Annotated in this window: 9 protein-coding genes; all 9 read right to left on the reverse strand. The window is 34.4% G+C overall.

Annotation, left to right across the window (positions count from 1 at the left end; all coding sequences use genetic code 11):
- Window positions 1–54: 54 nt before the first annotated feature.
- Window positions 55–1,029 carry a glycoside hydrolase family 43 protein gene (locus LL966_RS06420; protein WP_229351370.1) on the reverse strand — a complete coding sequence of 325 codons (975 nt, stop codon included), beginning with the start codon at window positions 1,027–1,029 and terminating at the stop codon, window positions 55–57.
- Window positions 1,026–2,054, reverse strand: coding sequence for a glycoside hydrolase family 43 protein (locus LL966_RS06425; RefSeq protein WP_229351372.1), 1,029 nt, complete (start codon window positions 2,052–2,054; stop codon window positions 1,026–1,028). The genes LL966_RS06420 and LL966_RS06425 overlap by 4 nt, the downstream gene beginning before the upstream one ends.
- A gap of 197 nt (window positions 2,055–2,251) precedes the next feature.
- Window positions 2,252–3,430 (reverse strand): aldose epimerase family protein, encoded by a 1,179-nt coding sequence (locus LL966_RS06430; protein WP_229351373.1) that lies wholly within the window; start codon window positions 3,428–3,430, stop codon window positions 2,252–2,254.
- A 24-nt stretch (window positions 3,431–3,454) separates the two neighbouring features.
- Window positions 3,455–4,477, reverse strand: a complete 1,023-nt coding sequence (locus LL966_RS06435) for a glycoside hydrolase family 43 protein (protein ID WP_229351382.1) — start codon at window positions 4,475–4,477, stop codon at window positions 3,455–3,457.
- Between the two features lie 234 nt (window positions 4,478–4,711).
- Window positions 4,712–6,523, reverse strand: a complete 1,812-nt coding sequence (locus LL966_RS06440; RefSeq protein WP_229351384.1) for a glycoside hydrolase family 2 protein — start codon at window positions 6,521–6,523, stop codon at window positions 4,712–4,714.
- A 241-nt stretch (window positions 6,524–6,764) separates the two neighbouring features.
- Window positions 6,765–7,799, reverse strand: a complete 1,035-nt coding sequence (locus LL966_RS06445) for a glycoside hydrolase family 43 protein (RefSeq protein ID WP_229351386.1) — start codon at window positions 7,797–7,799, stop codon at window positions 6,765–6,767.
- 341 nt (window positions 7,800–8,140) lie between these two features.
- Window positions 8,141–9,316, reverse strand: coding sequence for a cellulase family glycosylhydrolase (locus tag LL966_RS06450; RefSeq protein ID WP_229351388.1), 1,176 nt, complete (start codon window positions 9,314–9,316; stop codon window positions 8,141–8,143).
- An 81-nt stretch (window positions 9,317–9,397) separates the two neighbouring features.
- On the reverse strand, window positions 9,398–10,921 hold the full coding sequence (locus LL966_RS06455) for a RagB/SusD family nutrient uptake outer membrane protein (RefSeq protein ID WP_229351390.1): 1,524 nt from the start codon (window positions 10,919–10,921) through the stop codon (window positions 9,398–9,400).
- An 18-nt stretch (window positions 10,922–10,939) separates the two neighbouring features.
- Window positions 10,940–13,945 (reverse strand): SusC/RagA family TonB-linked outer membrane protein, encoded by a 3,006-nt coding sequence (locus tag LL966_RS06460; protein ID WP_229351392.1) that lies wholly within the window; start codon window positions 13,943–13,945, stop codon window positions 10,940–10,942.
- Between the last annotated feature and the right edge of the window lie 374 nt (window positions 13,946–14,319).

The raw sequence follows: 14,319 nt of genomic DNA on the forward strand, positions 1-14,319 counted from the left end.
AAAAAAAGAGATGTCCAAACATCTCTTTTCCCGTTATTAACTCTAAAATCAATTTTACTCCTGCAACAAGGTAAAACTTTTCGCATTTGCTTTGATTTTATTTCCTTCAAAATCAATATCAATAGTGGCCGCTTTTCTTGGAGAAACCCCGTTGTTGCTGTAATGCGCATGCAAAACATATTTCATTTTTCCATTTTTATCATAAAAAACATCACCATGTCCTACTCCATTTAAACCAACCTCTTTTCGGCTAATTATCGGACTTTCGGTTGCCTTTTCCCAAGGACCAAGCGGACTTTTAGCCGTTGCATAGCCTACAGCATAATCTGGATTTCTAAAATCGTTTGCAGAATAAATCATATAATACAAACCGTTATGTTTTAATACTGTAGGACCTTCTGTAACGGGCCAACTCACATTTTGTGTGTTTTCCCAAGTTAAAGTTCCAGAGATGCATTCCGTTAAAGTTTCTGGTTTAATACTTTTTAGATCATCATTGATTTCTGCCACAAAAATTCGGTTTCCATTGGTTAAACGAACATGATACAGGTATTTTTTTCCATCTTCATCAATAAAAATAAACGGATCAATCTGATTTCCTGTTTTAATGATTGGCTCTTTAGATTCGCTTTTAAATGGTCCAATTGGACTATCACTAACAGCCACTGCAATGTTTTCATTTGCCGTATAAATCATATAAAATTTATTGTTATAAGAAAGAACCTGAGGCGCCCAAAAACCTTTATCTCCAAAAGCATCTCCCTTTTTTAGAGCTAAGCCATTTTGAGCACCAGAAGGATCTTTCCATGCTTTTAAATCAGAAGAAGTATATACTTGAAAACCTTCACCAATTGGAGTATCTTCGCTTGTTGTTCCGTACAAATAATACAATCCATTGTTATAAAAAATGGTTGGATCTGCTAGTAGAATAGCTTTCGATTTTGTTTCTTTTGGTTTATCTGTATTTTTTTCTTGCGAGCACGCTGCAAAAACGCACAACAAAGCCGCCATACTTACTATTTTTTTCATTTTACAATGGGTTTTAAAATTTTTATAATGGAAGGCGAACCAGAATTTAGGACTGGCCAACCGTTTTTGTATGTTATTTTATCTATCAGAACAATTCTTCCACTTTTTGGGTTATTAGAATCAATGGCGTGATAAACAATCCACTCCTGACCTTTATCATCGGTTACAACCGAATTATGTCCCGGTGCAATCCACTTTTTGTTTTTACTTAAAATGACACTATTTTCTTTTTTTTCTGCTTCCGCTAAAGTCTCGAAAGGGCCTTCTGCAGATTTCGATCTCGCAATCATCACTGCGTAATGGGCTTTGTCTCCGCAGCAATTATCTCCAGAATAATACAGATAATAAAATCCATCGTGATAAGTTACCCAACTTCCTTCAACTAAATTTTGATAATTAGAAGAATCATTATTCCTAATCGGATAAATTAAGTTTTTAGCTGAAGTTCCTGTTTTAAAACTCAAACGATCATCTGAAAGTTCCTGCACTTTTAAAGCTTCGAAACCAGAACCCCAATACAAGAATTTCTTTCCAGTTTTCGGATCATCAAATGCCATTGGATCAATATTGATAAAACCGCTTCCGCAAAGCAAAGGTTCGCCTTTATCTACAAAAGGTCCAGATGGCGATTTAGAAACCGCTACACCCAAACATTTTCCTTCTTTTGAATCTGATTCTCCTGAATAATATAAAAAATACATTTTCAATTTTGAATCATATAAAACATGCGGCGCCCAAAAATCTTTATCTGCCCATTTTGGTTTTGTCGGCAGCGCATCTCCAACAAAAATCCAATCAATAAGGTTCTTAGATTTTATTATTTGAATGTGAATTGTCTTTCCAGAAACTTCTGTATTTGTTCCGTAAGCATAAAAATATCCATCGGCCGCTTTAATGACAGTTGGGTCTGCAAAATCACTTTTGTAAACTGGATTCTGAAAAGTTGTTTCTTTTACATTTTGAGCTTTTGAATCACAAAAATTAAGAAGAAAAATGAGCGAAAAAAGACTGAAATAGTTTTTCATTTTAATATTAATCTTTTAATTTAACTAATGAATCATTTAAAACTAAAAATCAAAAACTTAGAAAGTTAGTATAGATAAAACTTATAGAAGAAAAACACCAAAAAAAGGTATTAAATCAGTGCTTTTCTTCTTCTAAAATTGAATTATAATTTTCCTTTTTTGTTTAAAATTCTAGACTGAAATACTTTAAAAATGAATTACTTCTGAACTGAAAATTTGTACAAAGAAACCGTATGATACTTCTCTCCCTTCTTCAAAGTTATCGGAGCAAATTTTGGCTGATTTGGAGCATCTGGAAAATGCTGTGTTTCTAAAGCGAATGCCGTTCTAAAATCGTCTTTTGCACCTGATTTAAAGGTGTTTTTACTTTGCATAAAATTTCCGCTATAAAATTGTAATCCAGGCTCTTCGGTGTAAACATCTAAAGTAATACCTGATAGTTCTCCTTTTATCGTTGCCGCATGTAAAAAGCCGTCTTTTTTTGCACCACTTAAGACATAATTATGATCATAACCTTTACCAAATTTCAATTGTTCGTCTTTTGTTTCAATTCTTTCTCCAATGGTATGTTTTGAAGTAAAATCGAACGGCGTATTTTTAACTCCTTTTAATTCTCCAGTTGGAATTAAACCTTCATCAACTGGAGTAAATTCATTGGCATAAATTTGTAATTCATGGTTTAAAATACTGCCGCTTCCTTCTCCATTCAAATTAAAAAAGGCGTGATTGGTTAAGTTTACCAACGTCGTTTTATCTGTTGTGGCTTCATATTCCATTTTTACAGCATTATCATCTGTAAGCGTATAAGTCACTTTTACAGCTAATTTTCCAGGAAAACCTTGTTCACCATCTGGCGAAACATAATTTAAAACCAATGTTTTTCCATCTCTTTTTTCGGCATTCCAAACAACATCTTGAAAACCTTTTACTCCACCGTGTAAAGCATTTTTGCCATTATTCAATGGAACTTGATACTGCTTTCCTTCTAAAGTAAATTTCCCTTTACCAATTCTGTTTCCAACTCTTCCAATGGTAGCTCCAAAATAAGGTTCTGTTGCTGTTTTAAAACCTTTTGCGCTGTTCATTCCAACCACAACATCGGTTTGCTTTCCGTTTTTATCGGCAACCCACAGTCCAACCAATCGGCCTCCATAATTGGTGAAAGCCGCTTTTATTCCGTTGTTTTCAATCCAATATAAATCGACCTTTTTACCATCGATGATAGTGTCAAAATTTTTAGTTTCTAAAACTGTTTGGATAGAATCTGCTTTGATTTCCGTATTTACTTTTGAATCAGTTTCTTCCTTTTTACCGTCTTTGCAGCTAAACTGAAAAAGTGCTAGCATCACAACGGCAGCGATCTGAATATTTTTCATTTAATAAATTTTAAAATGTTTATATTATTTTGATGGAATTGCTAGTGGCGTGCCTTCGCTTACTGGCTCTCCTAAAACTGGAAATCCATTTGCATCCCAATTAATTTTCTGCATTCTCGGCGACCTTTTGTTCCCGCAGCCTTCTCCAGGATTAGAATTGGCATGATATAAAATCCAATCTTCTTTTCCGTCTGGAGATTTAAAAAATGAATTATGTCCCGGAGCATAAACTTTGTTTTTATCAGATTGTTTGAAAATTGGTTCAGATGATTTTTTCCAAGCATTTGAATCTAGTAAATTATCTTCTCCGTTAAAAGTCAATAACCCTAAAGAATAGAAATCGGTCCAGCATCCGCTTGCCGAAAACACAATGAAAATTTTACCATTTCTCTCTAAGAATTGAGGCCCTTCGTTTACATTTACTTGCGGCGGATTTACGTCATCATGCAATGCTCCGTGCGTTTCCCAGTCGTTTGTTGGTGACGAAAGCAAAACACGATCTCCATCAATTGCTAATGGATTTTTCATTTTAGCTATGTAAATATTCTGCTGTCCGTTGGTATTGCCTTCCCATCCAGCCCAAATCATATAAAGCTGTTTTTTGTACTCAAATACATTTCCATCAATTGCCCATTTGTCTGTTTTGGCAGCAATTTTTCCTTTAAATTCAAAATTACCTTTAAAAGGATCTGATGATTTATTTTCTAAAACATACATTCTGTGATTGTTGTTGTCGCCATTATCGGCGGCGAAATAACAATACCATTTTCCGTTTATGATATGAAATTCAGGCGCCCAAATCTCTGCTGAATAATTGGTGTTTTTAGGTGGATTCCAAATGACTTTGCTTTCGGCATTTTTAATATCCGATAAGTCTTTTGTTTTCCATAAAACCAGTTTATTTCCGAGTGTATTTGTGTAATAATAATATCCTTTGTAATACGTGCTGTACGGATCTGCACCCGATGGCAGAATTGGATTTGTGAAGGTTTTTTGCTGTGCAAAACCTATTGTTGTGAGCAGCAAAAGGATGATGTATTTTTTCATTTTTATTTTTTTATTGTTGGGCGTGGTTTTTAAACACATAGTGACATAGTTTTGCTTTTTCTGTAAAAGGCGTTTTACTTATTTAAACAAACATAGCTGCTGTCTTGAACTTTGTCAAAGTTTGAAACTTTGACAAAGTTGCAACGCAAAGAAAAACACAAAGCTATGTGTGGAAACTAGTTTCTTTTAATCTCTTTTGTCAACACAAAAAACTATGTTTCTATGTGTTTAAAATTATTTATTCAAAGCCTGAATGACTTCTGTATTGATTTTATTCACCGCTTTGAAATCCATTTTATCTACTTTTCTGTCATACGTCATAAAACCGTTTACTTCGCCTTCCACATCTGTTGTTTGCGTATAGACCGCTGCTGAGAATCCCGTTTTTACTAAGTTTTTAAGGATTTGAGCATATTTTACATATTCAGCGGTAACTTCTGCTTCGTTTTTAAATTTCACGTAACCCCAGTTGTCATTTGCTCTCCATAAATGACCTTCCAAAGGAAGACCGATTCCGCCATATTCACCTAAAACGGTAACTCTTCTGGCATCATACAAATACAATTCTGGCGCTGGATATTTGTGCAAATCTAAAATATCGCCGGTTTGAAAGTGATTTCCTCCACTTGAAGAATTAATCAAACGACTCGGATCATGATTTTTAGTCCATTGTGTAATTTCAACCGTTTTAAATTGTCCCCAAGCTTCATTAAAAGGAACCCAAACTACGATACTTGGATAAGAATACAAATGATCCATAATTTCTCTCCATTCTTTTTTATAAATTTCTTGAGATTTTGGCGTACGCTGCAATTCTGTTCCTTCAAAATACTTTTTATCTTGCCAAATCGGCTGATCGTCGCCACTTGGCATATCTTGCCAAACCAAAATTCCCAGTTCATCACAATGTGTATACCAACGTTCTGGCTCAACTTTTACATGTTTACGAATCATATTAAAACCTAATTCTTTTGTTTTAATAATATCATATTTTAAAGCTTCGTCTGTCGGGGCCGTGTACAAACCTTCTGGCCACCATCCTTGATCAAGAGGTCCAAACTGAAAGTAATCTTTGTTATTTAATTGCATTCTCATCACGCCATTTTCATCTCTTTTTGATGAAATTTTACGCATTGCAAAATAGCTTTTCACTTCGTCAACAATTTTATTTTTGCTGATTAAGCGAATTTTAGTCTGATATAAAAACGGACTTTCAGGCGACCATAATTTTGGAGCGTTTAAGACAATATCATTGCTTTCGCCAACAACAGCTTTCTCTTTAGCAATTTCTTTTCCGTTGTCTAAAACCGAAATTTCCACTAAATCACCAGCTTCTGCTCCTTTTACATCAGCTTTAATGCTAATGGTATTTTGATCAATATTTGGAGTAGTTCTTAAGGTTTCAATATTTTTAGCATTAACTGGTTCAATCCAAACCGTTTGCCAAATCCCTGTTACAGGCGTGTACCAGATTCCTTCAGGATTTTTAACTTGTTTTCCTCTCGGTTGAGGACCATCATTTGATGGATCCCAAACTTTTACCACTAGTTTTTGATTACTTCTTTTTCTAATGAAAGGCGTAATATCAAATGAAAAAGGTGTATATCCTCCAGTGTGCGAACCTACTTTTACATCATTAATAAAAACTTCTGTTTTCCAATCAACTGCGCCAAAATGAAGCAGAATATTTTTTCCGTTCCAACCTGATTCAATAGAAAAATTGGTTTCGTACCAAAGTTCATTTTTTGATCCAACTTCTTTCATTACACCAGACAAACTTGATTCTGCCGCAAACGGGACTAAAATCTGACCGTCATATTTTGAAGGCGCTGCTTTTCCAAATTCCTGAATTTTATAATTCCATAAACCATTTAGATTTTTCCATTGTCCGCGTTCCATAATTGGACGAGGATATTCTGGAAGCGGTTTCTTAGAATCGACTTGTTCTGCCCATTTTGTTTTAATCTTATCTCCTTGCGGTTTCCATTGTGCATTGGCTGCCAATACTGAAAAAAAGGCTAAAAAAAGGATACTTTTTCTTTTCATACTTTATATTTATTAGGCATTTATTCTTTAAAATCAATGCCATGATGTTTCTTCAAAATCAAAATTGAATTACCAGGCTCATATCCACATAAGCCTGGTAACTACTTAAACTAAACTAACTTAACTAACCATATTTTTAAGAAGTATTAAGATTTTTGTATTAAGTATTAAGATTTTTTATTGAGTAGTCCTCACTTGCTCTTAATATCAGTCTTAATACTTAATACTTAATACTCCTGTCTTAATTCTTCTTTCCGAATTTCTTCACTAAACTGTCGTATTCTTTTTTAGAGATTGTAATCATGCAGCCGTGACGCACTTTTTCTGGAAAACTGTATTTGTCCCAATCGGAGAAAAAAGTGTAGCCTGAAGCTTGAAACCAAGGTCCGTTAAGGTTATCTGCAATTGATAATCCGTAGGAAACACCTGGATATTGTTCGTAATACATATACCATATTTTATCATCTGGAGAAGGAATCAGCATTGGCGCTTCTCTAAAGTTTGGACTGATAGATTGCTGGGGCAAAGAATAAGGTCCTAATAATGATTTTGATTTCGCAATTCGAATAGTTTTCCCAGTTGTCCAATACAACGTTGGATAGGTTTCATCTTTAATAACAGCGTAATATGAATCGCCTATTTTACGAATGAAAACATCAATTGTTCCCATATCCCAATCGAATAAACGATTTGGCGGTCCTTCGAAATTTTTTAAATCTTTAGACAAAACATAAAGCGTTCTCTGACTTCTCCAATAACGTTCTCCATCTCCTTTTATTCCTTCTAAATGTGGCGTATGCCAAGTCATAATGAACTTTTGAGAATCATTATCATAATATAATTTTGGAGCACCAATTCGCTGTAAAGCATTTGAATAATCGGGTGTGCTTTTTAAATCTGGCGTATAATCTGAATGTTTTTTCCAAGTAATCAAATCATCCGAAACCCAAATATTGATTGCTTTTGCATCATCGCCCGTATTTCCTGCGATGTAATATTTACCGTCTGGCCCTTTACAGATATCTGGATGTCCTTTATATTCTTCAAAAACGCGTTTTCCATTGTTCAGATTTTCCCAATGAAGTCCATCTAAACTTACAGAATAGTATAATCTTCCATAATCGTTATGCGTCATGTGCGCAAAAAGATAGGCTTCGTTTTTCGGTTTTTCATTTCCCTGAACTTGTCCTGGCGGATCTGGCTGTTGCGCTTTCGCGGAAAATCCAATCAGAATTGTGGTCAAGAAAAGGAGTTGTTTTATTTTGTGTATTTTCATTGCTATTAGTTTTTAGTTTTTTTTTGCCACGAATTGCACTAATTTCCACTAATTATTTTTTTTTTGATACTACCGATAGCTATCGGGATTCACAGATTTAAATGATTTTTAAACACATAGAATCATAGTTTTTCTTAATCTATAAAAGGCGTTTCACTATTTAAAACAAACATAGCTATGTGTGAAAGCTAGCTTTTTCTAGATCTTATATACAAAACAATAAATCTATGCTTCAATGTGTTTATTTTTTTTGCCACAGATTTCACAGATTTAAATGATTAATCTTTTTAATCCTTTAATCTGTGGCAAAAAATTATCTAATTATCAAATTGACTAATTATCTAATTAACCTTATTCGCCTCCGAAGTCATCTTTTTGATTAAATCTGTTTCGGCTTTTATGTATGGAGTTCCGTCGGTATGCAATACATCGTGAAACCATAATTTTGGTTCTGCAGTATAGGTTTTAGTCCAACTATCCCAAGCATATTTTGTTTGTGTTTTTCCATCAACAAATCCCCAGTTGATCATACCAACATTGTATTTTCTTGCAAGAGGTAAAAAGCCTTCAAAAGTGCTTCCGTTTGGTCTTGCCATATATTCTGTACAGATTAATGGTTTTCCGTAACGCTGTAATTGTTTTACCACTCTCTCAAAATCCTGAGGTTTATCATAATTGTGGAAAGTAACAATATCAGATTGTTCGATTTGCATTTTATGCATTGGCTTCATTTTAGCTTCGTCGCTCCAATCTCCAACCCAAACTCCAGAAGTTAAAGGTTGTGAAGGATTGCTTTCTCTTGCCCATACAAAAACGTCTTTTAAAAGCGGTAAAATCAAATCGACTTTATTTTTAATTTCTACTTTTTCATACGATGGTCCAGTCATGTTATCTGGTTCATTCCAAACATCCCAACCTAAAATACGGTTATCATCTTTAAATTTTGCTACCGTTTCTTTTACATATTTCTCTAAACGAGGATATTGTTTTTTATCCTCAAGCACTTTTTGACCTGGACTTTGAACCCATCCAGAATTGTGTGTGTGCGGTTTTGGCGCACGTTGTTTTCCTAAAGCCGGAAACGGATCCCAGCAAGAATCAAACAAAACAAAAAGCGTTTTAATATGATGTTTATCTGCAATTCCTAAGAAAGTATCCATGCGTTTGTAAAGTCCTTCTGGATCTTGCTGATGCAATAAGTCGTGCAGATATACACGCATTACATTCATTCCAAGACCTTCTGCCCAGCCTAATTCCTGATCAATTCTTTTGGGATCAAAAGTATCTTCCTGCCACATCTCTAACTGATTTATAGCTGTGCTAGGAGAATAATTTGCTCCAACTAACCATGGCTGTTCTGCATACCAATTATTAGCTTGCTCTTTGGTCCAGATTTCTCTTTTTTCAACTGATGCTGTTTCAGCTTTCTTTTCTTCAGGATTACTTTTTTTGTTGTTGCAGCTAAGCAATACTAGTCCTGCCAACATAAATGTCAGACACAATTTTACTTTCTTCATTTCAATTTTGTTATTATGAACAATCGTTCTTTATGATAAGGGAATCAGACTAGTAGATCTGATTCCCTCAAAAATTCAGTTTTAGTATCCAGAGTTTTGCTCTAGATTTGGATTATTATCTACATCTACTTGAGGAATTGGCATTCTATGATTTTTACCCACTTTAAAGTTTTTAAAGTCTGGATCACGAAGCGCGATCTTATCAACAGAAGCCTGAGAATCTAAATCTCCCCAACGTTTTAAATCTTCCCAGCGAACACTTTCTCCCGCTAATTCTAAAACTCTTTCCGTTTTTAAACGCTCTAAGAATAGATCATGATTGTTTCCAATTTCTGGATGTGCAACCGCCAACGTGTTCATATTAACACGAGCTCTTACCATATCTACATATTGATAAGCTTGAGAAGTATTTCCTAATTCGTTTAAAACTTCAGCATAACGCAATAGAATATCACCGTAACGTACCAATCTGTAGTTTACTTGATTGTAATAATCTTCGTTATCTCTATAATAATCACGGCTTCCTTTTCTGAACCATGCTTCATCATTATTCCATTCCCAATTTCTATTATAAGTTTTATCGCCAAAATCGGCTAATAGTTGAGGATAGTATAGCGTCCATCTTAAACGAACATCAAGATTACCGTCTTTGTTTTTTTCTTGTTTGAAAGCATTTACTAACCAAATACGTGCTTGTCCGTCAGACCATCCAATTCCTCTTGGTGCAAAAAATTGACTACGATTACTAGAAACAGCTGCATTTTGATCTTCTCCAGTTCCTCCTTTTCTTTGGTCGCCAAATTGAATTTCAAAAACAGATTCAGTGTTATTTTCATTTACATCTGTAAAATTATCTCTGTAATTAGACACAAGGCTATACTTAGCTCCAGCTCCAGTAATCAAATATTCTAAAGCCGTTTTTGCTTCAGCCCATTTGCGTTGTTGCATATATGTTTTCGCAAGAAAAGCTTGTGCTGCACCTTTATCTGGTCTTCCAAGTTGATCTTGTGACCAGCTAGCTGGCAAATCTGCGAAAGCTTCATTCAAATCTTTTTCAACTTGAGCCCAGATTTCAGCTACCTTTTTTTGCTGTGGTAAATCTGATGGTGTTGATGGATCTAAAACCAACGGAATGTCTTCCCAAATTACAGCAGCATAATAGTAGTGCAAGGCTCTGAAAAACTTGGCTTGAGCAATAATTTTCTTTTTATCATCTTCATTTTGGAAAGTGATATTCGGAACATTTGCTAAAACCTGATTACATCTAAAAATCGCTTTGTAGGTGTCTCTCCAGGTTACGGCATTTCCTTCCCAGAAATTGTAATTGATGTAGTTGAATCTTGTCCAATCTGCCAATTCTGTCCACGGACTTACACTATAACCTTCATCAGAAGTCAAATCTAAACGGAAATATATCCATCTTGCCCAAAGACCATCTTTGTAAAACATGGCATAAATCGAGTTTACTCCAGCCTGTGCATCAGTTTCTGTTTTCCAATATTGATCTGTCGTTATATCATTTGGGCTATTCAAGTCTAATTCATTTTCACAAGCTGTAAAAACAAGACCAAGAAAAGCTGCGGTTATTATTATTATTTTTTTCATTACGCTGTTTTTTTAAAATTAAAAGCCAAATTCAACACCAAAAGAATATGTTTTAAGATTCGGGAAAGCACCATTATCAACACCTCTCTCAAAAATATTACCGTTTGTAAATTCAGGATCTAAGCCTTTATATTTAGTAATTGTAATAATGTTTTGTGCCGATAATGTTAATCTTGCTTTAGAAATTCCTGAATTTTTCAAGATACTTTGTGGCAAACTGTAGCCAAAACCAATGTATTTCAATCTGATAAAATCTCCATTTTCTAAGAAACGGTCACTATCACCTCTAGAATTTAAAGTAGAACCTTTTGTAATTCTAGGAAAATCAGTATTTGGATTTTCAGGCGTCCAAGGCTGAATACCAGCTCTATAGTTACTATTGTCATCAAAACGATCTACAACGCTTCTATAACCATTGTAAACAGTTGCACCATGAGAAGCAATCCAGTTCATAGAAAAATCAAAACCTTTATAATCTGCTCCTGCGTTTAGACCCATTTCAAATTCTGGCCATGGACTTCCAACAATCGCTTTATCTGTACTTGAAATTTGTCCGTCACCATTAGTATCTTTAAAACGAATATCTCCCGGCACTGCACCTGGCATAATCACTTTTCCGTCAGCACTTTTGTAGTTGTTAATTTCTTGTTGGTTTTGAAACAATCCATCAGTTTGCAAAACATACCACATACCTACTGGCAAACCAGCTCTTGTAATTGTATTTCCAGAAATGTTTTCATTTTGGCCGTTCCCTAAAGAAACCAGTTTGTTATTAATCTTTGTAAAGTTGACAGAAGCGTTAAATGAGAATTCATTGATTTTTTTGCTGTAAGCTAATTCTATTTCAAAACCTTTGTTCTCTACAGTTGCAGCGTTCGAAATTGGATTTCCGCCATCATTTCCAGTAGTTAATAAGATTGGAAAACCAAATAATACATCTTCTGTACGAGCAATAAAATAATCTGCTGTAAGACGTAAATCATTATTTAAAACTCCGAAATCTACTCCAAAATTGGTTTGTTTTAATTTTTCCCAACGAAGCTGTTCGTTTGATAATTTAACTTGAGTTGCAGATGGATATAATGTCTGGTCTTTACCTAAAACAATCTGTCCAAAATTGTTTACAAAACTTTTGTATTCGTAGTTTCCAATATTTCCAGAACCTAATTCTCCGTAACTTGCTCTCAATTTCAAATCTTTAATAAATTCAGATTTAAAGAAAGGCTCGTTGCTTATTCTCCATCCTGCAGAAACAGAAGGAAAATTCCCCCATTTGTTTGCATCACTAAATCTTGAAGATCCGTCACGTCTTAAAACAGCGTTTAATAAATAACGATTATCATAATTGTATTCGATTCTTCCTAAATAAGATGCTAGTGCAGCTTCATTAATAAAACCTCCTACAACTGGCGAATTCCCTTGATTTAAAACGTCATAATATTGACCTGTACCAGAGTTTATTGGAAGATTTCTCTTTTGTCCATAAATTTGGTCGTATCTGTCTTTTTGGAAAGTCTGGCCTACTAAAACAGTAATGTCATGTTTTCCAAAATCTTTTTTGAAAGTCAATGTATTTTCAAATAATGTTGTTTGAGATCTTCCTTTATTTTGATCTGTAAAAGATGGATCTACTGGCTGATTTAAAGTCCAGCTTCCTACTTTTCTTAGGAATTTATAAGAGTCAAAACTAGTTTCATATCCAAAATTGAAACGATATTTCAACCATGGAGTAAATTTTAATTCTGACCAAATGTTTCCTCTAATTCTAAAATTCTCATTTGTAGTATTTGCGAAATCAGAAATTGCTAACGGATTTGTACCAAAAGTATCCGCAACACCTTGTTTTCCGTAACCATATCCTCCTAAATTGTTAGGATCGTAAAGCGGAATGGTTGGCGTCATTCTGTAAACATCAATAATTGGATTTCCAGCCATTTCGTCTGTTTTCGAATTACTTATCGCTAAGTTTTCTCCAATACTGAAAATTCCTTTTGTTCCGCTTGAGTTTACACGGAATGAAATTCTATCAAAATCAGTTCCGATAACAGTTCCTTCATTTCCAAAATAATTTCCAGACATGAAGAATGTTGAATTTTCACTTCCTCCAGAAAAACTTGCATTATAATCCTGAATCATACCCGTTCTAAAAACAGCATCTTGCCAATCTGTATCGACAGCCATGTTTAGATTTTGTCTTGTAAATCCAGCATTATCATATGCCATATTGTTTAATTTGGCAAACTCTTCAGTTCCCATTAAATCATAACGAGGCATAACTGTAAAACTGCTTTTTGCGGAAACTTCAACCTGAAGCGGTCCTTTTTTCCCTTTTTTAGTAGTAATGATGATTACACCGTTTGCAGCTCTAGATCCGTAGATGGCAGCTGCAGAAGCATCTTTTAAAACCTGAATCGATTCGATATCATTAGGGTTAAAATCTCTGTTTGCAGAAGTTACTAAACCATCAATTACGTACAATGGATTGGTATTTTGAAGATTTTTAAGACCGCGAATTTCTACATTTGCTTCTTGCCCTGGACGTCCGCCGCCGCGAACTTTAACTCCAGTAACTAAACCTTGTAATCCGTCGGCAACTGTAGTAACCTGACGTTTTTGAATTTCGTCTGCTTTTACTAAAGAAACAGCTCCTGTAAGGTCTTTTTTCTGTTGTGTTCCATAACCTACAACAACTATCTCATCTAGTTTCATTGCATCTTCCTGCAAAGTAACATTGATTGAAGTTTGATTGTTTATGGCAATTTCTGTTGTTTTGTAGCCTTGTGAACTAAAAACTAATGTCTGATTTCCTGCTGCGGCGATTTTAAAACTTCCGTCAAAATCGGTAGCGGTACCATTTTGTGTTCCTTTTATTAAAACGTTAGCAAAAGGAATCGATTCTCCTGATGCGGCTGTAACTTTCCCCGTTATGGTTATTTGCTGGGCAAAAGCTGGCTGCAGTAATAAACTAAAGAAAACTAAGAGGTAATATCTCTTCGTTAAAAAGTGAGTGAGCTTTGTTTTCATTGAATTTTGCATTTTAGATAGTTTTATTTCTTTTGTGGTTGGTTTACGAAATATTCATTTTTTAATCGTCCGGAATGCGAACAAAAAAAGAATTAATATTCTCTTCTAGTAATAAATTGTTCATTTTGATTCAAAATTATTAATGGTTTGGTTTTTCAAACTTAATTTTATTGATAGTATATTTTTAACCTTAAAATTTTATCAATATCATTTATTTGAAAATTCAAAGTAGACGCTTTTTATTCAAAATAAAATGCTTCATTTGTGTCAATATCTCTTTCAAATGATTCAAATTGCATAAAAACGATCACTAAATTCGAGCCTTGCAACATTTTGTAGAATATTGACACGATTTGAAGAAATCACGATTTTAT

Origin of the sequence: Flavobacterium chungbukense, assembly GCF_020805785.1 — a bacterium.
GTDB classification, from domain to species: Bacteria; Bacteroidota; Bacteroidia; order Flavobacteriales; family Flavobacteriaceae; genus Flavobacterium; species Flavobacterium chungbukense.